The following is a 20,215-nucleotide window of genomic DNA, read 5'->3' as shown; positions in this document are numbered from 1 at the left end:
CCCCTTTTCCCCACCCGAGGACCTGCCATGCGCCGCGGCCGCTCGCTGCCTTACGTCTTTCTTGGACCCACTCTCAGCATCCTGATCGTTCTGGCGCTCGTGCCGACGGTCTACGCCATCAACATCTCCCTGCAAAACCGCACGCTGTCTGCGCCCGACGCGGACTACGTCTGGTTTGCCAATTATGCCGCGCTGTTTTCAGATGCACGTTTTCTGAACGCGCTTTGGGTGTCCTTCAAGTGGGAGGTCATCAGCGTCTCAATGACCATGGTGACCGGGCTTGCTCTCGGGATTGCGATGTTCGAGGCCGCAAGCCCTCGCGTACGAAACGTTCTCTGCGTGCTTTTCATCATTCCCGTTCTTTTGCCACGGGTTTGCGCCGCTTTCGTCTGGAAATTCGCCTTTCATCCGCTCTACGGCGCCTTGACCTGGCCGGTCAGGGAACTCACCGGCATTACGCCCGATATTCTGTCGACACCCCTCGGCGCCCTTCTTGCCGTTGCCTTCGTTGATGTCTGGCAGTGGGGTTTGTTCTTTGCAGTCATCATCCTGAAGCTTCTGGAATCCCTGCCGCCGCAGCCGCTGGAAGCCGCACGTATCGATCGCGCGAGCCGCTTCGAAATCCATCGTTTTGTAACGCTTCCGATGCTGAAAGCGCCCTTGATCAGCCTGCTCCTCGTTAAGGCTATCGAGAGCCTGCGTTCCTTCGATCTCGTCTACGTCATGACGCGCGGTGGTCCCGGCATCTCTACCGAGACACTGGACATGTACGCCTATTCGCAGGGCTTCATCGAAGCCGGCAAGATTTCGTACGCCTCCTCCATGGCTGTCATCATGATGGTCCTGACCATCGTCACCTTTACCTTTACGTGGAAGAGGCTGAACCGATGAAAGTCTCCACTTTCTTCCTCAGGGTGTTGCTGGTTCTGGCCGCCGCACTTGTCGTGCTGCCGCTGCTTTGGACCCTGCTCAACGCTTTCAAGACCAATGCCGACCTACTGGTATCGACGCCCAAACTCGTCTTCCAGCCTGTCCTCGACAATATGAGCTATGTGCTCAATCGCCGTTCGGTCGCGCGCGCGCTCACCAACTCGTTGATCATCTGCTCGAGTGCGGTCGTCCTCGGCGCAGTACTCGGTGTGCCCGCCGCCTATGTGATTGCCCGATTCAAGAACAGGATCACGGCGGAAGCGCAGTTTTTTGTCCTGTCGCTCCGTTTCCTGCCGCCCGTCGCAATCGCCATTCCCATGCTGGTCATCTGGCTTGGTCTTGATCTCTACGACACGAGACTGTCGCTGATCGTGACCTATCTCATCGTCACCGCTTCAATAACCATATGGCTTTCCGTGCCGGCTTTTGAGCGCGTCAGCCTTCACGTTGAAGAGGCTGCCCGGGTGGATGGACTTGGTCCCTATGCGACGTTCTTCCGCATCGCCCTGCCAATTGCCCGTTTCCAGGTCTTTGGCGCGGTCGCCTTCTCATTCGTTCTTGTATGGAACGAGTTCCTGCTTGCCATGATGCTCACGACCTCGAAGGCGAAGACCCTGCCGATCATCGCGTCCGAAATGTCGCAGCTCGGCATGAACGTGCCGTGGGGCATCCTCAACGCTGCCGTCGTCCTCTTGTCGCTGCCGCCACTGATCCTGCTCGGCGTGCTTGCAGGTGGCCTCAATGCCGCATTTTCCAAGAAAACTGATCAAGGTTGACTGACCCATGAAAGCACTTGTCCTCGAACGTGTCGGCGAACTTTCCCTGCGCGACATCGAAATTCCTCAGCAATTGGGGCCGGATGACGTTCGCATTCGTCTGCATACCGTCGGTGTCTGCGGCAGCGACGTGCATTATTATACGCACGGGCGCATCGGTGACTTCGTCGTCAATGAACCAATGGTGCTCGGCCACGAGGCCGCGGGGACTGTCATCGAGACCGGAGCCAATGTAACGCATTTGAAGCCGGGCGACCGCGTCTGCATGGAGCCCGGCATTCCCGATCCGAAATCTCGCGCGTCGCGACTCGGCCTCTACAATGTTGATCCCGCTGTCACCTTCTGGGCGACGCCACCGGTGCACGGTGTGCTTTGCCCCGAAACGGTTCATCCGGCGAGTTTCACCTACAAGCTGCCGGACAATGTCTCCTTTGCCGAAGGGGCGATGGTCGAACCATTTGCCGTGGGCATGCAGGCGGCCGCCCGGGCCAACATCACGCCTGGCGATACCGCGGTCGTTACCGGCTGCGGGACGATCGGCATCATGGTGGCGCTCGCCGCTCTGGCCGGTGGCTGCTCTCGGGTGTTCATTTCGGACATTTCCGCGACCAAGCTCAAACTTGCCGAAAGCTATGGCGGCATAACCGGTGTCAACCTGAAGGAGGTTGATCTCGTTCAGACGGTCAATGAGGAAACCGAAGGTTGGGGGGCGGATATCGTCTTCGAATGCTCGGGCGCGCCGGCTGCGGTCCGCGATCTCTTCAAGGTCGTCCGCCCTGGCGGAACGGTTGTTATCGTCGGCCTGCCGCCGGAGCCCGTCGCCGTGGACCTTGCAGCAGCCTGCTTCCGCGAATGCCGTATCGAGACGGTTTTCCGCTACGCCAACGTATTCGATCGCGCATTGGCGCTGATTGCCGCCGGCAAGGTTGACCTGAAACCATTGGTCTCCGGCACCTATGCCTTCGATCAATCGATTGCCGCTTTCGAGAGGGCGGCCGAAGGCCGGCCTGAAGATGTGAAGCTGCAGATCGTGATGAATGGGGAGACGCATTGATGGCCACCGTCGAGTGCCGGGGAATCCGGAAAGTCTATGGTTCGCTGGAGGTCATGCGGGATTTTGACCTCAAGATCGATAACCACGAATTCGTCGTCTTTCTCGGACCGTCAGGCTGCGGGAAATCCACCATGCTGCGGATGATTGCCGGGCTTGAGGAAATTTCCGGCGGAGATCTTCTCATAGGCGGCGAGCGGATGAACGACCGCGACCCCGGCGACCGGGGCATCGCCATGGTGTTTCAGAATTATGCGCTGTACCCTCATATGAGCGTACGGGACAACATCACCTTCGGGCTCGAGAGGGCCGGTATTGGAAAGTCTGCAATCGATCAGCGTCTTGCACCCGTGGTCGATGCGCTGGGACTTGGCGTCTACCTTGCGCGCAAGCCCACGGAACTGTCGGGCGGACAGCAACAGCGTGTGGCGATTTGCCCGCGCCATGATCAAGACGCCGGAAGTTTTTCTCTTCGACGAGCCGCTTTCGAACCTCGACGCCAAGCTCCGGGGCAGTCTGCGTGTTGAGATCGCACGGCTCCACAGGGACCTGAAAACGACGAGCATCTACGTCACTCATGACCAGCTCGAAGCCATGACGCTTGCCGATCGTATCGTCCTCATGAAAGACGGACGGATCGAGCAGATGGGCACGCCTGAAGAGATTTACCAGACACCCCGAACCATCTTTGCCGCAGGCTTCATCGGCACTCCGAACATGAATTTCCTGCAATTGCAGATGACGCCGGAGGGCGTCGGCGACGATCTCGTGAAGTTTGCTGCCCCTGCTGGTCTGCGCTCCGGTGAGGTCACCGTCGGAATCAGGCCGGGATCATTCCGCTTGAACCAAGATGCCAAGGCGTTTCGCGGAACCGTTGAGCGCAATGAGTTCCACGGCGAGACACGCCTTATCTGCCTCAAGAATGATCGCCACGAGATCAACATTTCCGTGCCCGCCGAGATACGACCAGCAATTGGCGAAATAATCGGAGTCGAAGTCGCCTCTTCTGATATTCACGTCTTTGATCCCGGATCGGGCCTGAGACTGAATTAACCGTGGTGAGACTGGCCCAGGATGGCGGCGTGCCGCGCAATGGAACGCCTGTGATGCAGCTCAGGCGGTCCATCGGGTTCCACTTTCTCCCATCCATCCGTCGGTCGATCGCCGGAAAAGCACCCGGATTTCAACGAAGTGACGCGGAAAGAGCGCAAAGCGAAAGCGTCGTCGGAATCTCCGACGTGAAACGGCGCGCTGGTCGCCTGCGCCGTTCAGTTGCTGGAGCTTGGTGCACTCGTGGCTTTCGTTGCCTTCCCGGTCAGATATCGACGAGAAGACCTTTGGCCTTCAAGACAGGCTCAAGATTACTGACTTCAATAACGGATTTTCCCTGCTTGTAGGCCTCGATATAGCCCGCCTCGGCATCTTCGCGAACCCGGGATAGCCGGGCGGTTTCCTGGGCGTCTTCCCGACGCACGACCACGAGACCATCGGCATCACCGACGATGATGTCTCCGGGATTGATAATCTCACCGCCAACGATGATGCTGTCGTTCACGGCGGCAATGGTTTCCTTTACAGTTCCCTTGATGCAGACGCTGAGCGAGAATACCGGAAAGCCAAGTTCTCTCAATTGCAGGGTATCGCGGACACCGGTGTCGGTAACCAATCCGCCGATCCCCTTTGCCAGGCAGGCATTGGCAAGCACATCGCCGAAAGAACCGGCTTCTTCATACTCGCCTGCGGAAACGACGATGATATCGCCCGGTGTGGCGTAGTTGATAGCAAGCTGCAACATGATGTTGTCGCGGGGGGCGCATTTGACCGTAAATGCGGGTCCGCACAGCTTCATCCGGTGATCAACGGGTTTAAGCCGCGATGACAGCGCGCCCCTGCGTCCCTGCGCCTCATGAATGGTGGCTGGCGAAAACTGCGAAAGTGCTTCGATGTCGGCCTTGCCCGGCCGCTCTGCTATATCTTTTATGTGGATCATAAGACCTCCCACGGTAAGGCCTGCGGCGAGAGCATCCCGCCGCCTGCAATGAATGTTTCGTCTGGTGGAGTTCTTGCCCGAGAGCAACTCGGGGCAGGATCAGGGAATGGGATCGAACTTCAGTTCGGACAGCGGAACGACCTTGTCGGTGCGGGCCATTTTGTATTCAGTATTCGGGCCGAGCCACTTGTCCCAGATCTTGTTGATCTCGCCGTCAGCATCCAGCTTGCGAAGCACTTCATTGACCTTCGCAGTTAGCTTCGGATTATCCTTCGCCATACCGATGCCGATCGGCTGATACAACATCGGCTCCTCGATCATGCGCATTGGCTTACCCTTGGTTTTGGACTCGTTGACGAACTTGGTCGTCGTCATGGTGTTGGCTACCATGCCGCGTGCCTTACCCTGCTGAACGGCGAGGTAGGCGGAGGCTGTGTCCTGGAACGTCAAGGGCTCCGACTTGTTGAGCTTGATCGACATTTCCGAGGTCGAGCCCTTCGTCGAGGCCACACGCTGACCTTCATAATCGGCCTTCTTTTGTCCGGCATCGTCAACGGGAACGATCAGCATTTCCTTGGCGAGGTAATATGGATCGCTAAACTGGATCTGCTCGGCGCGGCTTTGCGTGTAAGCAAGGTTGGCGACGGTAATGTCGACACGCCCGAGCTTGACCTCTGGGACACGCGCCTCGACCGAAACCGGCTTGATTTCAGCCTTCACGCCCAGTTCTCTAGCAATCGCATTGCAGAGGTCGACATCAAATCCGGCCATTTCGCGAGTTTTGGGGTCGGGCGCAGCAAAGGGCACAACGTCCGCAAAGGTGGCGCAACGCAGCACCTTGTTGTTCAAGATGGTGTCCAGCTGGTCGGCTGACGCGGGTGCGGCAAGTGCCGTACCGGCGATGATCGCTGTGAGTGTCAGGCATTTCCAGTTCATGTCTCGTTCTCCTCTTATGGTTGATTATGTATCAGTGGCGCAGGTCGGCCAGAAACCGCTGCGCACGCGGATGGCGTGGTGTGGTGAAAAACTCCTGTGGCGTCGTCTTCTCCAGGATTTCACCGGCATCAATGAACCAGATGCGGTCTGCGACATCTCTCGCAAAGCCCATTTCATGGGTGACGCACAGCATGGTCATGCCTTCGGCGGCAAGGCCCTTCATGACGGCCAGTACCTCGCCGACCATTTCGGGGTCGAGTGCACTGGTGGGCTCATCGAACAGCATCACCGGCGGCTCCATGGCAAGAGCGCGAGCAATCGCGACACGCTGCTGCTGGCCGCCGGATAGTTGCCCGGGGTAAGCTCCCGCCTTGTCGGAAAGGCCAACGCGTTCGAGAAGCTGCAACGCCTTGGAGCGGGCAACATCCGCCGACACGCCTTTGACGCGGATGGGTGAAATTGTGATGTTCTCCAGCACCGAGAGATGCGGGAACAGATTAAAACTCTGAAAAACGAACCCGACGCGGCTGCGCAGCAGATTAAGCTCCCTGGTTTTCGTCGCAGCGTGAATATCCTGGCCATCGAGCGTAATTGAACCGCTATTGATTTCCTCCAACCGGTTGACCGTGCGGATCAGCGTGGATTTGCCGGAACCGGACGGGCCGCAGATAACGACAACTTCGCCCCGAGCGACGTCGGCGTCGATATTCTTCAAAACCTGATAGTCGCCATAGCTTTTGCAGACATTAGCAATGCGGATCGTCTGCTGTGTCGAGGATGCTGACGTGGTCATGGCTGCTCCGTGATGATTTTGGCTTGAGCCATTGCTGCCTGTTGCGTGCGGGCCACGACGCCGGCGCGGCGTCTGGCGATGCGGCGTTCGACCGAATTGGCGAGATAGGTGAGGCTCCAGCAGATCGCGTAATAAACGACGGCGAGGATCAGGAAGACCTGGAATGGCTGCGTGAGAAGCTGGTTGTTCACCTGGCTTGCCGCGAACGTCAGGTCTGGCACATTGATGACGTAACCCAGCGTCGTGTCTTTGATTGTCGCGACGAAGGTGGAAATCATGCTCGGGATCATGTTGTACAGCGCCTGCGGCAGAATGATGAAGCGCATCGCGCCCATATAACTGTGGCCGAGGGCTCTTGCGGCATCCAACTGGCCTTCCCCCACGGCTATGATCCCTGCTCTTACGACCTCACTGAGGAACGCTCCCTGATAGACGACCAGCGTCACCAGCATGATCATGAAGCTTGGCACGTCCGCCCCGGTCCAAAGCGGAATAAGGAAGTAGGTCCACAGGATGAGCATCAGCAGCGGTACGCCGCGGGTAACGTAAACGAGCGCCGTGACCGGCCACCGCAACAGACGCCATTTGGTCAGACGCGCAAGCGCCATGAGAATGCTGACGGGGAACGCCAGGACGATGGCAAGCGCCGACAGGATGACCGTATTCGCAAGACCGCCCAGCGGACCGTTAGGATACTGGCCGATCAGCAGCAGCAAACCAATGATCTTGAATAATGGTAATGATGTCGCCGATCATGCGCGGGCCCTCGTCGCGGGATCGAGCCGCATGGAAAGATAAGCGCCGGCCGCCATGATGAGCAGTGAAATCGCAAGGTAGAGCACCGTCCCGACGAGGTAGATCTCGAACGTCTGGAAACTGAGATTTTCGATTTCCTTGATGGCGTGGGTCAGTTCAGACGCACCGATCACCAATGCCAGACTGCTGTTCTTGAAAAGCGAGACGCTATGATTGATAAGGGGTGGCAAGGCATTCCGCACCCCTTGCGGCATGATGACGAAACGCATCGCAGACAGATAGCTGTGGCCGAGCGCTTTTGCTGCCTCCATCTGGCCGGGGCCGACAGAGCGGAGGCCGGAACGCAAATCTTCGCTGAAGTAAGCGGCCTGACAGAGGCCAAGTCCCACAACCGCAAAAATCGACTCTGCATTATGATTTATTAGCCAGTTCGATAGACCCGACGGGAGCAGGGTGAATATGCCGAAGTACCACAGCATGAGCTGCACCAGCGTCGGGACATTGCGGTGATACGACACATAAGCCGCCACGAGGCGGTCACCGAAACGGAAGGGTGAGAACCGGATGCACAGGAGAATAAGCGCCAGGGCCATGGCCAGCGACCACGACCCAAAGAAGATGACAAACGTCATCTCAAGACCGTGCGCCAGCATTCCCAGATATTCGGGATTGCTGAGTATTGCCGAAAGATCAAAGCCGTTCACGGCTTTTGCTCCCCGGCGTTGCAGGCTTCATTGACGTCCTGCGGTCTGGCCGTCTGCAGACCGCCCATCACCTGCAGGGTGGGCGTGATTTCCATATGGCCGATATTGACGGCAACCGGTGCGGCGATAGCAAAAGCAATCGCATCCGCAATGTCTTCCGGCTTTGGCAGTTCGAAACCGTCGATGAAGCGTTCACGCACGCTCGGGTCGTCGCCATGGACATGATTGAAGATATCTGTCGCAACGCGGCCGGGGCAGACTTCTGTTACACGGACGCGTTTGCCGAATGCGTCGATCCGCAACTGGTTCGACAACATGGCAACACCCGCCTTCACCGCATGATAGGTGGAATTGCCGCCGAAATTGTAGTTTCCGGCAATCGAGGAAATATTGATGACGTGCCCGCGGTCACGCTCCACCATGCCGGGCACCACCAGCCGGCAAAGATGCAGGACGGCACGAAGGTTTACATCGACAAGGAGATCGATATCTTCGGCGTCGGCCTGAAGAAATTTTTTGGGCCGATCGACACCGGCATTGTTGACCAGAATGTCAAACTGCATGGTATCGACAAGCGCGCTAATGGCGGCGCGGTCGGTGACGTCGATGGCGTGCGCTACACAGCCAGTGCGCTTTGCCAGATCGTGGAGAGCAGCGGCGCTGCGGGCAACCGCGTGAACTTCGATATTTTCCCTGCGAAGTCGTTCAACGACTGCGGCGCCGATACCGGAAGAAGCGCCCGTGATGAGTGCGGTCTTGTAGTCGGAGAAAGGCATTATGATCCCCTTTTTGTTGTCATGGACATTAGCGAAGCTTTTTGTGCTTGCCTAAGACCGATTACTTTTGAGGTAATAAGCAAGTTTTATGGAGTGTCTGAGAGGCCTTCCTGTTTGAAATATAACAACGATCCCGGAGTCTGCGCTCTTTCCTCCGAGGCCGTGGCCACATTGCAAATCAGGGGATTGGATGTAAGCTGCTTCGACAACAATACAGTCGCATCAGCATGGACATCAGACGCTTAAAATCCTTCATCGTAATCGTTGATAGCGGCAGCATCACCCGGGCGGCCGACATCTTGCATCTCGCCCAACCGGCACTTAGCCAGCAGCTTGCAGCGCTGGAGGATCACTTCGGCCAGAAACTGCTGATCCGCAGCCAACAGGGCGTCACCATGACGGATGCGGGTCAGGCCGTGTATCGACATGCACAAATCATTCTGCGCCAGATGGAACAGGCACAGGCTGACGCCGCGGCGGCCGGCACCTCGATTGCCGGACGCGTCTCCGTAGGTCTCGTGCCTTTCAGCAGCGCAGCAACCCTTTCAATTGACCTGCTCGCCGAGACCCGGAAGCGGCATCCGGGCATCCTCATCCACCTGACGGAAAGCGTCGGGCAGGCATATAGCCAAATGATCATGAACGGCCGCCTGGAATTGGCGTTAATCCACGGAACAGGGCCCATCAAGGGGGTAAAGTTCCAGCCCCTTCTCACCGAAGAGTTCTTTCTGGTCGCCCATCGCGATTTTGGATTCGATGCCGATGCAAAGCCGGTGCCCATCGCATCGCTGGACGGTATGCCGATGCTGATGCCACCGATCTACAATTTCGTCCGTCGCGCCGTGGAAACTTCGTTCACACGAAGCAGGATCAATCTCAAGGTCGTCGCCGAAATCGAAACGGTGAGGACGCTGGTCCAGGCTGTCGCCATGGGTCTAGGCGCAAGCATCATGCCCAAGGCGATTGCCGATCGGATTGTTTCCGAAAGCAATCAACCGATCGTCTGCCGGCCATTATCACCGCGGATCGAAGAGACATTGTCGCTCTGCATGTCCGACCAGACCTCGCTGTCGGAGCCCGCCTTCGCCGTGAAGGATATATTGATGGAACTGGCGGAGAAACTGAAGCTCTGACCGCCGGGCTCGTTGCCCCGCAGAGCGGGGCAACGGCATCGTGATTACCGCATGTCGTGGCAAAACTGCGCAATGCGGGCACATCCCTCCTTCAGCATATCCATGCTCGTTGCATAGGAGATGCGGAAATACGGGCTCATGCCGTAAGCCGCCCCCTGGACAGTGGCAACGTGGTGTTCATCAACCAGTGCCATGACGAAATCGACATCGCTTTCAATCTTTCGGCCACCCTTTGTGGTCTTGCCGATGAGGCCGGCCATGTTCGGATAAAGATAAAAGGCGCCTTCCGGCCTGTGGCACCGGAGACCGTCAATCGCCGCCAGGTTGCTCAACACGAAGTCACGGCGTTCACTATAGATGGCAGCGCGTTCCTTCAGCAGATCCTGCGGGCCGTCCAGTGCGGCAATAGCCGCAGCCTGCGAAACGGTCGCGATACCGCCGCTATTCTGCCCGTTGACATTGCTGATCGCCGAAATCAGCTCCCTGGAGCCGCTGGCGCAATAGCCCAGCCGCCAGCCGGTCATCGCATAGGCTTTAGAAACACCGTTCATCGTCAGAACACGATCGTAAAGGCGGGGCTCTACATCGGCGATGGTACCGAACTCAAACCCGTCATAGACAAGATGCTCGTAGATGTCGTCAGTCAATATCCAGACATGCGGATGCCGCAACATCACATCGGCAATCGCCGCCATCTCGCGCCGGGAGCAGGCCGCACCCGTCGGATTGTTCGGAAAGTTCAGGAGGAGCCATTTGGTCCGGGGAGTGATCGCGGCTTCCAGATCCTCCGGACGAAGCTTGAAACCCGTTGCCTCGACACAGGGAACGGCCACCGGCACGCCGCCTGCAAATTTGACGATGTCCGCGTAGCTGACCCATGACGGGCTTGGGATGACAACCTCGTCGCCGGGATTGCAGGTTGCCAACATCGCATTAAAAATCACCTGCTTACCGCCGCCCGATACAATGATCTGGCTGGCATCATAGATAAGGTTGTTGTCGCGCTTGAACTTGCGGGCAATCGCAGCCTTCAGCTGCGGTGTACCGTCCATTGGCGGGTATTTTGTCTGCCCACTCAGTGCGGCCTCATGCGCCGCCTCGACTGCGTGTGCGGGCGTCGGAAAATCAGGCTCGCCGGAGGAAAGGCTGACCACCTTTATACCCTGCGCCGATAGTTCTCTGGCGCGCTGCGTCATGGCGGCGGAGGCGGAAACGGAAACGTTTTTCAGTCGATCGGCTGTAGAGGGCATCAGGGTGATCTTTCACTGGGATATGGAACCGGGGCCACGTAGAGCCCATTAGGATGCAAGTTCGGAGGCTGGCGCGAGAATGGCGCCAGAGGCGAGGATTTCGCTGCGCACAATACCTGCAAGCTCCAGCGAACCCGGCGTGTCGCTATGGACAAGAATAGAGCGGGCGGGCATGGGGATGATTGCGCCGTCGATTGTTTCGACGGTCCGCTCTTTCAGGAAACGCCGAACGCGGGTACGCACCGAAACCTCATCCTTCACGAGAGCACCAGGAAGCCCGCGCGCGACGAGGCCGCCTTTGGCGTCATAGGCACGGTCAGCAAGAAATAACGCAAGCGTCTTCAGACCGGTGCGCCTGGCAGCGCGATCGATTTCGCTTCCCGGCGTTACGAACACCACGAGCTTCGGGTCTACTGAAAAAACCGCACTCATCATCACATCCGCCAGCACCGGGTCACGATTGACCATGTTTCCCATTGCCGCATGGAAACTGAGATGACCAACGGTCATGCCCTCGCCCCGCGCAATAGCAATGAGCGCGCCAAGCTGGTAAAGCATCTGCTGACGCAGCTCATCCGCCTGGAAAGAGATTTCGCGCCGGCCGAAGCCGGCCCTGTCGGGCAAGCCCGGATGCGCACCGATACCGACGCCGTTCGCCTTCGCCAGTCGAACCATCCGCGCCATGGTATCGTGGTCGCCTGCGTGAAAGCCGCAGGCGATATTTGCCGATGAAACCAGCTTCATCATCGCCTCATCATCGCACAGCCGGTAGGGTCCAAAACCTTCGCCCATATCCGAATTGAGATCGATCTTCATCATGGTTTCTCCGATTTCGTCAGGCCATCGCTTTCAAGGCACGCTTCACCATCGGCGCAGTTTGCCTGATATCCTCGATATACGCGGCAACCGCCTTCTCCACCCTGCGCGCTTCGTCATGGCTCGACCTGACAAATCTGATCGTCGCGCCGGGCCGCGCCTGCCCAAGCCGCCAGAGATCTGCCTCGATCACACCGGCGATTTTCGGGTAGCCACCGGCAGTATTCGCGTCACTCATCTGGATGATCGGCTCACCGCCAGGTGGAACCTGAACGACACCGGGCACCACACCATGCGAGCGCATTTCCACCGTCATAACGGGCTTAATCGGGTCGCCGGTTAGCCGATAGCCGGTACGATCGCTCCGTGAGGAAATACGCCATTCCCGGCCCCAGAAGGCCTCTGCGTCTTCGCCAAAAAGATGGTGCTCGCCGGCGGGGATGGCACGGACCTGCAGCACACCTTCGAGGACAGGGGGAAAGGCATCTGCCATTGCCCGCAAGGGCGTCACCGCAGCAAGTCCATCCGTGGGCAGGGGCAGCCCGTCCCCGTCCGCGCCCAACAGCAGAATGTCGCCCGTGGTCAACGATCTGCCTTCGACACCGCCGAAGTTGCCCCGCAAGGCAGTGCTGCGCGACCCCATCAACAGCGGCACGTCCACGCCACCTGCGAAGGCGATGTAGGCACGCGCCATCTTCGGAGGGTGGCGCAGTTCCAGAACGTCTCCTCCATGGGCCTGCCGGGCAGACCAGGACAACTGCTCTTTTCCGTTAAGCAGATAAACACCGTCTGCCCCGGTGACCGCGAATACGCTCGGTACTGTAAAGCGCAGCTTGAACGGAAAAGTCTGCACCTCGACGGTGGCGGAGCCAGCCGGATTGCCAACGAGGATGTTACCGATGCTGGCAGCGAGCGGATCCATCGCGCCGCCAGCCGAAACGCCGATATCCCGAAAGCCGGGGCGGCCGAGATCCTGTACGGTGTTGAAGGGACCTGTCTCGACAATCTCCATCATAGCTCGATCCTTTCAGGAATGAAGCGAACAATATCGCCAGGGGCGAGCAGTGCCGGGGTTGCCGAAGCCGGATCGAACATCTGCAAGTCGGCATAACCAATGGAATTCCAGCCATTGGGACCCGTCAGCATTGCCACCCCGGTCTGCATGCCCCCTATCGTGACGCAGCCCTTTTCCATTCTGATTGATGGCACCGTCTTTCGCGGCATGTAGATCCGGGCGTCCAGACCATGGAGATAACCAAAACCCGGAGCGCTCCCCAGCGCGAAGACGCGATACGTAGCCTGATGATGAATGCGGACGACCTCCCGGTCACTTAACCCTGAAAAATCGCAGAGGGCCGCGAGGTCGGTCGCATGTTCCCCGCCATAATGAACGGGAATCTCGTGCGTTTTACCCGCGAGATCGAGAGCTGTCGCATTGTCCCACGCATCGAGGAGGCGCTCTACAATGGCCTGCGGATTTTCGGGTGTGTCCTCTAGAATGGTCAACAGGTTGGTCATGCCTGGAATGACCTCAGCCACCTCAGGCCAGACGCCCACCACCCGGGACAACGCCCAGATCAAACGCTGCGCAGGCAGGTCGAATTCACCCGGCGCCTCGAGAAGAAAAGCCCGCGAGCCGATAAACGAAATCCTGGCCTGTCCCGCTGCAAGGGGCCGAACCTCATGGCGCGACGAGAGGTTGTGTGATGGAACGCTCATGACTGAAGCTCAATTTCGAAAAGGGGGTCTCCGAAGCCCACGAGCGCACCATGCTCCGCAAGCTGACGGGTTACGGTACCAGCCCGACCGGTGGTAACGGGAACAAGGATGTGGCCAATGCGGACCGAGCCCAACGCCTGGCCGATTTTTTTGTTGGATATAAATGGATCTTCGCCATCGGCTTCAGATGCGTGAAAATGGCCGGCAATCGGAGCTTTGACGACGGCTCTGGATGGTTCGGTTTTCTGTGAAGGCAACGTCGCTGAAGACTTTGCCGCCTTGCCGCATGAAGAAACGACAAGGCGAATTTCGCAGCCGGGAGCGCTGATTTCCAAGCCGTCTACCCTGGCATCCGCCAGCATCTCGGTCAGCGCCGCCAGAACAGCCGGATCGGTAAAATCAAGCTTGCTCATGATGCGCTCCAGGCTTCAAGCCATTGCTCAAGATAATGAATGTCCGTTTCCCCTTCTGAAAAACCGGGATCCTGAAAGAGGGATTGAAGAAGAGCTAGATTGCTGGAGATACCGTCCAGGCGCGTCTCGGCCAGCGCATGCCTCATCTTCGCCATGGCCTCGGCGCGGCTCGGTGCATGCACGATCAGTTTTGCGATGAGAGAGTCGTAATAGGGCGAGACCCGGTAGCCGCTGTGGATGTGTGTATCGACCCTGACGCCGTCCCCTTCGGGCCACGAAAGATCGGTGATCACACCGGCGGAAGGGAGAGCTGTCTTTGGGTCCTCCGCGTTGATACGGCACTCGAAGGAGTGCCCTTCGCAAACTATATCTATCTGGCGCAGCGGTAGCCGCTCATCCTGCGCGGACCTAATCTGCGCCTGCACGATATCGATGCCGCTCGTCATCTCAGTGACGGGATGCTCGACCTGAAGGCGCGTATTCATCTCGATAAAGTAGAACTTGCCATCTTCGTAAAGAAACTCGAAGGTGCCGACCCCGCGATAGCCAATTTGTCGACAGGCTTTCACGCAAGCGAGCCCGACGGGCTCGACGATCTCCGCGGTGATGCCCGGCGCAGGCGCCTCCTCCACCACCTTCTGATGGCGGCGTTGCATGGAGCAGTCGCGATGGCCGAGCCATACAGCGTTACCATACCTGTCGCACAATACCTGGATTTCGATATGTCGCGGATGCAGGAGGAATTTTTCCATATAGAGGTCGGCATTACCGAACGCCTGCCGCGCCTCTTCGCGTGTGACGGTGAACGCCTCATTCAACTCACTTGGGCCATGTACCACACGCATTCCCCGCCCGCCGCCGCCACCAGCGGCCTTGATGATGACCGGGTAGCCGATATCCGCAGCAATCTGGGAAACAAGCTCACCGTCATCGGGCAAAGCCGCGTCAGGGCCGGGCACACAGGGAACGCCTGCAGCGATCATTGCACGCTTTGCGGCAATCTTGTCTCCCATCGTCGCAATGGCGCATTCATCGGGGCCAATGAAGACCATTCCCGCATTCTCGACGGCCCGCGAGAAAGCGGCGTTTTCAGAGAGAAATCCATAGCCGGGATGAATCGCGTCCGCGCCGGTAAGGCGGGCCGCGAGGAGGATCGCGTCCCTATTGAGATAGCTCTTGCTCGCATTGGCCGGGCCGATACACAGAAAACCGTCTTCCGTCTGGCTACAGGAGGCGTTCCTGTCCGCTTCCGAGCAAACTGTGACTGTCTTTAAACCCAAGGCGTGGCAGGCTCGGCGAATCCGAACGGCTATCTCCCCACGATTGGCAATGAGTACTGTATCGAAGAGCGGGCGGGGAACGGCAGAATGCTCGCGCATCAGGCGATCTCCGCCAGAAGTTCATCTACGTCTACCTCGCCACCATCCGTGGCAGTAAGGTAAGTAACGCGGCCCGCGCATGGCGCAGCAATCTTATTGAAGACTTTCATCGCTTCGATAATGAAAAGTGTCTGTCCCTCTTCCACCGTGTCGTCATGTTCCACAAAGGGACCTTCGCCTGGAGCGGGAGCGCGGTGGAGAATGCCAAAAACCGGCGCGCGGATTGCCCTGCCCCGAACGGTACGTTCTTCCAACATCTGCGCGATAGACGGTTGCACGTCCTCGTTCTGTCTTTCTGGCGTCGCTTCAGCGACGTCACCTACCGTTTTAAATATGCGCACCGTGACACCGTCTTCTGTCACGAACAGACTACTAACGGGCGACTTTCCAACAAAATCGATCAATGTTTTTATTTTTGGCAGGTCCATTATCATACTCAACAGCGTTGGGAGCCGCTTGATCGAACCACCGGGCATGGCGGGTCGTCATCGGCACACATGCCAACTTACGCGAAGGATACACCGATGGGGTCAAAGGAATTTTTGATGGGTGACAGGAATTCCACGTCGCTGTTCGAGTTGGATCGTAGTCCACCGCGAAGGCGACAGAGGTCTGAATCATTGCGGGTTGCAGAGCGGAGCCGCTGTCCCGGTCAAAATTTCGGAAGACCCGCGCTTTTTAAGGATTGACGCGGGAGACCGGCCGGATTGCTTGCCGTAAACAATTCAAGTCCTACTTAATGCACCATCTCGCCCGCTGCCGCCTACTCATCTGACATCCGCTCGTCCCATTCCGGACTCGCCAGCGTCTTGATATTAACCTGGTCGCGCGCACAGGCATGCCGGACCATTCGGCCGACTGCATCCACTTTCCGGATGCAGTGAGACTATGCTTTATCTGTTTTGTTTTGGATTGTTGTTTTGGTTGCGGGGGCAGGATTTGAACCTGCGGCCTTCAGGTTATGAGCCTGACGAGCTACCGGGCTGCTCCACCCCGCGTCCAGCGCATTCGGCAAGGCCGAATGTCGCGGTTACGTCGTTGCTTTAGCGACGACGGATCTTTGCCGGAGTAAATTGCGGAGCAATTTATCTCCTGTAAGGGACGCACTTGGCGTTTTCCTTAAGTTTTGTCTTAAACTGCAAAAGGCCGCTTTTGGCGGCCCTTTTTTTTCGGCTGGGCCGAGGGATGTGATGAGAAGATTTTGATGCGTTTTGCAGACCTGGCAGCGACCTACTCTCCCGCGTCTTGAGACGAAGTACCATTGGCGCTGGGGCGTTTCACGGCCGTGTTCGGAATGGGAACGGGTGCAGCCGCCCCGCGATAACCACCAGGTCGGCAAAACGCAACATTGTTCATGTTTTCACATGAACGTTGTTTTCGAGAAGCTGGAGAGCTCAAGGCTCTGTTTAATTTACACGTCGTTTCTGTGACTTATCCGTATGTTGCCTTGCTCGAGGTCGAGCGTGGCGCCCATACAGGACGCTAGTCCGTCGCCAATCGTTTGGCGCGCCGTCTGCAGCGTAGTGGCCGAAGGCCACGTCAGCGTGAAGACAGAACAGATCATCAAGCTCCGCTTGATGAGCATGAACAATGGGAACGAAGAAGTCGATCGAGCTATTAGTAACGGTAAGCTTCACACATTGCTGTGCTTCCACACCCGTCCTATCAACGTGGTCGTCTTCCACGGCTCTGATAGGGAACACTCGTTTTCAGGTTGGTTTCCCGCTTAGATGCCTTCAGCGGTTATCCATTCCGTATATAGCTACTCTGCTATGCCCTTGGCAGGACAACAGATCCACCAGAGATACGTCCATCCCGGTCCTCTCGTACTAGGGACAGATCCTGTCAATATTCCTACACCCACGGCAGATAGGGACCGAACTGTCTCACGACGTTCTGAACCCAACTCACGTACCGCTTTAAATGGCGAACAGCCATACCCTTGGGACCTGCTCCAGCCCCAGGATGCGATGAGTCGACATCGAGGTGCCAAACAACCCCGTCGATATGGACTCTTGGGGGTCATCAGCCTGTTATCCCCGGCGTACCTTTTATCCGTTGAGCGATGGCCCTTCCACACGGGACCACCGGATCACTATGACCGACTTTCGTCTCTGCTCGACTTGTCAGTCTCGCAGTCAGGCTAGCTTATGCCATTGCACTCGACGACCGATTTCCGACCGGTCTGAGCTAACCATCGCGCGCCTCCGTTACTCTTTCGGAGGCGACCGCCCCAGTCAAACTACCCACCATACACTGTCCCGGATCCGGATAACGGACCGCGGTTAGACATCCACGAAGATAAGGGTGGTATTTCAAGGATGGCTCCACAGAAACTGGCGTCCCTGCTTCAAAGCCTACCACCTATCCTACACATGCCTTGGCGAATGCCAGTGTAAAGCTATAGTAAAGGTGCACGGGGTCTTTCCGTCTGACCGCAGGAACCCCGCATCTTCACGGGGAATTCAATTTCACTGAGTCTATGTTGGAGACAGCGGGGAAGTCGTTACGCCATTCGTGCAGGTCGGAACTTACCCGACAAGGAATTTCGCTACCTTAGGACCGTTATAGTTACGGCCGCCGTTTACTGGGGCTTCAGTTCAGAGCTTGCACCCCTCCCTTTAACCTTCCAGCACCGGGCAGGCGTCAGACCCTATACGTCGTATTGCTACTTCGCAGAGCCCTGTGTTTTTGATAAACAGTCGCTACCCCCTGGTCTGTGCCACCCCATCATACTTGCGTACAAAAGGGTCACGCTTCTTCCGAAGTTACGCGTGCAATTTGCCGAGTTCCTTCAACATAGTTCTCTCAAGCGCCTTGGTATACTCTACCTGACCACCTGTGTCGGTTTCGGGTACGGTCTATACGGTGGAGCTATTTCCTGGAACCTCTTCGCCGCCCAACCAATCCAATAAGGTTGAACAACACACGAGATCCGTCACTACCACCAGGCCCACGAATATTAACGTGGTTCCCATCGACTACGCGTGTCCGCCTCGTCTTAGGGGCCGGCTAACCCTGCTCAGATTAACTTTAAGCAGGAACCCTTGGTCTTTCGGCGAGGGAGTCTCTCACTCCCTTTATCGTTACTCATGTCAACATTCGCACTTCCGATATCTCCAGCAGCCCTCACGGGTCCGCCTTCACAGACTTACGGAACGCTCCGCTACCACTTGCATTGCTGCAAATCCTCAGCTTCGGTGCATGGCTTTAGCCCCGTTACATTTTCGGCGCAAAGACCCTTATTTAGACCAGTGAGCTGTTACGCTTTCTTTAAATGATGGCTGCTTCTAAGCCAACATCCTGGTTGTTTTGGGATCCTCACATCCTTTCCCACTTAGCCATGACTTGGGGACCTTAGCTGGAGGTCAGGGTTGTTGCCCTTTTCACGACGGACGTTAGCACCCGCCGTGTGTCTGCCGACTAGTACTCCTCGGTATTCGGAGTTTGGTTAGGATCAGTAAGACGGTGAGTCCCCATAGCCCATCCAGTGCTCTACCCCCGAGGGTATTCGGTCGACGCTCTACCTAAATAGATTTCGCGGAGAACCAGCTATTTCCGAGTTTGATTGGCCTTTCACCCCTAGCCACAAGTCATCCCGAACTATTGCAACAGTTATGGGTTCGGCCCTCCAGTTGGTGTTACCCAACCTTCAGCCTGCTCATGGCTAGATCACTCGGTTTCGGGTCTAATGCAACTAACTCAATCGCCCTATTCAGACTCGCTTTCGCTGCGCCTACACCTACCGGCTTAAGCTTGCTAGTTACACTAAGTCGTTGACCCATTATACAAAAGGTACGCCGTCACCCTTGCGGGCTCCGACTGTTTGTAGGCATCCGGTTTCAGGTTCTATTTCACTCCCCTCGTCGGGGTGCTTTTCACCTTTCCCTCACGGTACTTGTTCGCTATCGGTCATGCACGAGTACTTAGGCTTGGAGAGTGGTCTCCCCATGTTCAGACAGGATTTCACGTGTCCCGCCCTACTCAAGGACAATGACTGTTCTACGCGTAAGGGGCTATCACCCTCTATGGCCGACCTTTCCAGATCGTTCCGCTTTATTCATCATTGCCACTGGCCTGGTCCGCGTTCGCTCGCCACTACTTGCGGAGTCTCGGTTGATGTCCTTTCCTGCAGGTACTTAGATGTTTCAGTTCCCTGCGTTCGCTTCTTACCCCTATGTATTCGAAAGTAAGATACCTTATCACAATGCTTGGAAACCCAGGCCGTTCGTTAAAACAGACTGGATTTTCCAAGCATTTAAGGTGGGTTGCCCCATTCGGAGATCCATGGATCAAAGCTTATTCGCAGCTCCCCACGGCTTTTCGCAGCGTATCACGTCCTTCTTCGCCTGTGCATGCCAAGGCATCCACCAAATGCCCTTAATTCACTTCTTCGTTCTCATTGTCTATGCTCATCCATAGCCGTTCCAAAGGAACGGCAACCTGATTACCTTTTACAATCAAGTCCTTCCTGATGACATCGACGTGTCGGTATGGTCTTCATTGAGGGCACGCCGGTGCACCTCGAAGCCATACCATTAAGACCAGCTTCTCGAGATATCATCCGGTGATGCGCGGTCAGGCAACATCAATCCAGCATTCCCATCAGATGAAGGCCTAAACCTTCAAACAACAAAAATGCCTCGGACAAGCTTTCCTACCTACCTCCAATCCCTCCACCAATTCCGGCCGACTAAGCCATCTCAAGGTTTCACAGGGACTGGGCTCGGACGTTTCAAACCACAAGGGCTCAAAACACCTGGAAGCTTCCAGACATATCTTCTCTTCACAAT

At 57.0% G+C, this 20,215-nt stretch carries 16 protein-coding genes, 1 tRNA gene, 2 rRNA genes and 2 pseudogenes; 5 read left to right on the top strand and 16 right to left on the bottom strand.

Features of this window, described 5'->3' with window-relative positions; translation table 11 throughout:
* The first annotated feature begins 27 nt into the window (after positions 1-27).
* From QE453_RS06315 to QE453_RS06300, 4 genes and pseudogenes are all read left to right on the top strand, one after another.
* Entirely contained in the window at positions 28-891 is an 864-nt protein-coding gene (locus QE453_RS06315) for a carbohydrate ABC transporter permease (RefSeq protein ID WP_004438055.1), read from the top strand.
* The gene (locus QE453_RS06310) at positions 888-1,706 is read left to right on the top strand and encodes a carbohydrate ABC transporter permease (protein ID WP_006698723.1); all 819 of its coding nucleotides are present in this window, start codon (positions 888-890) and stop codon (positions 1,704-1,706) included. The genes QE453_RS06315 and QE453_RS06310 overlap by 4 nt, the downstream gene beginning before the upstream one ends.
* A gap of 7 nt (positions 1,707-1,713) precedes the next feature.
* Positions 1,714-2,760, top strand: coding sequence for an NAD(P)-dependent alcohol dehydrogenase (locus QE453_RS06305; protein ID WP_004438046.1), 1,047 nt, complete (start codon positions 1,714-1,716; stop codon positions 2,758-2,760).
* A pseudogene (locus tag QE453_RS06300) lies at positions 2,760-3,810 on the top strand (ABC transporter ATP-binding protein). Before QE453_RS06305 ends, QE453_RS06300 begins: the two are co-directional and overlap by 1 nt.
* A gap of 262 nt (positions 3,811-4,072) precedes the next feature.
* Here QE453_RS06300 and QE453_RS06295 read toward each other — a convergent pair.
* From QE453_RS06295 to QE453_RS06270, 6 genes and pseudogenes are all read right to left on the bottom strand, one after another.
* Positions 4,073-4,747, bottom strand: a complete 675-nt coding sequence (locus tag QE453_RS06295) for a 4-carboxy-4-hydroxy-2-oxoadipate aldolase/oxaloacetate decarboxylase (RefSeq protein WP_004438040.1) — start codon at positions 4,745-4,747, stop codon at positions 4,073-4,075.
* A gap of 99 nt (positions 4,748-4,846) precedes the next feature.
* Positions 4,847-5,683: an ABC transporter substrate-binding protein gene (locus QE453_RS06290; RefSeq protein ID WP_004438038.1), complete on the bottom strand. Its 837-nt coding sequence runs from the start codon at positions 5,681-5,683 to the stop codon at positions 4,847-4,849.
* Positions 5,684-5,714: 31 nt separating this feature from the next.
* Positions 5,715-6,476, bottom strand: coding sequence for an amino acid ABC transporter ATP-binding protein (locus QE453_RS06285; RefSeq protein ID WP_022563508.1), 762 nt, complete (start codon positions 6,474-6,476; stop codon positions 5,715-5,717).
* Positions 6,473-7,232, bottom strand: a pseudogene (locus QE453_RS06280) (amino acid ABC transporter permease). The gene QE453_RS06285 and the pseudogene QE453_RS06280 overlap by 4 nt, the downstream one beginning before the upstream one ends.
* Positions 7,229-7,936, bottom strand: coding sequence for an amino acid ABC transporter permease (locus QE453_RS06275; RefSeq protein ID WP_004438031.1), 708 nt, complete (start codon positions 7,934-7,936; stop codon positions 7,229-7,231). The pseudogene QE453_RS06280 and the gene QE453_RS06275 overlap by 4 nt, the downstream one beginning before the upstream one ends.
* The gene (locus QE453_RS06270) at positions 7,933-8,712 is read right to left on the bottom strand and encodes an SDR family oxidoreductase (protein WP_279872966.1); all 780 of its coding nucleotides are present in this window, start codon (positions 8,710-8,712) and stop codon (positions 7,933-7,935) included. Before QE453_RS06270 ends, QE453_RS06275 begins: the two co-directional genes overlap by 4 nt.
* A gap of 227 nt (positions 8,713-8,939) precedes the next feature.
* Here QE453_RS06270 and nac point away from each other — a divergent pair, with 227 nt between their 5' ends.
* The gene (gene nac, locus QE453_RS06265) at positions 8,940-9,845 is read left to right on the top strand and encodes a nitrogen assimilation transcriptional regulator NAC (RefSeq protein WP_004438029.1); all 906 of its coding nucleotides are present in this window, start codon (positions 8,940-8,942) and stop codon (positions 9,843-9,845) included.
* A gap of 44 nt (positions 9,846-9,889) precedes the next feature.
* Here nac and QE453_RS06260 read toward each other — a convergent pair whose 3' ends face one another.
* The 10 genes from QE453_RS06260 to QE453_RS06215 form a co-directional block, all read right to left on the bottom strand.
* Positions 9,890-11,095: a pyridoxal phosphate-dependent aminotransferase gene (locus tag QE453_RS06260; protein WP_004438028.1), complete on the bottom strand. Its 1,206-nt coding sequence runs from the start codon at positions 11,093-11,095 to the stop codon at positions 9,890-9,892.
* Between the two features lie 48 nt (positions 11,096-11,143).
* A complete protein-coding gene (locus QE453_RS06255; RefSeq protein WP_279873092.1) occupies positions 11,144-11,911 on the bottom strand; it encodes a 5-oxoprolinase subunit PxpA in 768 nt (255 codons plus the stop codon).
* A 19-nt stretch (positions 11,912-11,930) separates the two neighbouring features.
* Positions 11,931-12,926, bottom strand: a complete 996-nt coding sequence (locus QE453_RS06250; protein ID WP_044459726.1) for a biotin-dependent carboxyltransferase family protein — start codon at positions 12,924-12,926, stop codon at positions 11,931-11,933.
* Positions 12,923-13,630: a 5-oxoprolinase subunit PxpB gene (gene pxpB, locus QE453_RS06245; protein WP_044459725.1), complete on the bottom strand. Its 708-nt coding sequence runs from the start codon at positions 13,628-13,630 to the stop codon at positions 12,923-12,925. The genes QE453_RS06250 and pxpB overlap by 4 nt, the downstream gene beginning before the upstream one ends.
* Entirely contained in the window at positions 13,627-14,043 is a 417-nt protein-coding gene (locus tag QE453_RS06240) for an acetyl-CoA carboxylase (protein WP_153775290.1), read from the bottom strand. The genes pxpB and QE453_RS06240 overlap by 4 nt, the downstream gene beginning before the upstream one ends.
* Positions 14,040-15,422 carry an acetyl/propionyl/methylcrotonyl-CoA carboxylase subunit alpha gene (locus QE453_RS06235; RefSeq protein WP_279872974.1) on the bottom strand — a complete coding sequence of 461 codons (1,383 nt, stop codon included), beginning with the start codon at positions 15,420-15,422 and terminating at the stop codon, positions 14,040-14,042. Before QE453_RS06235 ends, QE453_RS06240 begins: the two co-directional genes overlap by 4 nt.
* Complete coding sequence (locus tag QE453_RS06230) at positions 15,422-15,850, bottom strand: biotin/lipoyl-containing protein (protein ID WP_044459934.1); 429 nt, start codon at positions 15,848-15,850, stop codon at positions 15,422-15,424. Before QE453_RS06230 ends, QE453_RS06235 begins: the two co-directional genes overlap by 1 nt.
* Before the next feature lie 493 nt (positions 15,851-16,343).
* Positions 16,344-16,420: transfer RNA gene (locus QE453_RS06225), tRNA-Met, on the bottom strand.
* 219 nt (positions 16,421-16,639) lie between these two features.
* Positions 16,640-16,754 (bottom strand): 5S ribosomal RNA (rrf, locus tag QE453_RS06220).
* Positions 16,755-17,018: 264 nt separating this feature from the next.
* Positions 17,019-19,817 (bottom strand): 23S ribosomal RNA (locus tag QE453_RS06215).
* Positions 19,818-20,215: the final 398 nt, after the last annotated feature.

It is taken from the genome of Agrobacterium sp. SORGH_AS_0440 (assembly GCF_031453135.1).
In the GTDB taxonomy this organism is placed as follows: Bacteria; Pseudomonadota; Alphaproteobacteria; order Rhizobiales; family Rhizobiaceae; genus Agrobacterium; species Agrobacterium pusense.
The sequence above is the reverse complement of the archived record's forward strand: the minus strand, read 5'-3'. Positions and strand labels throughout refer to the sequence as shown.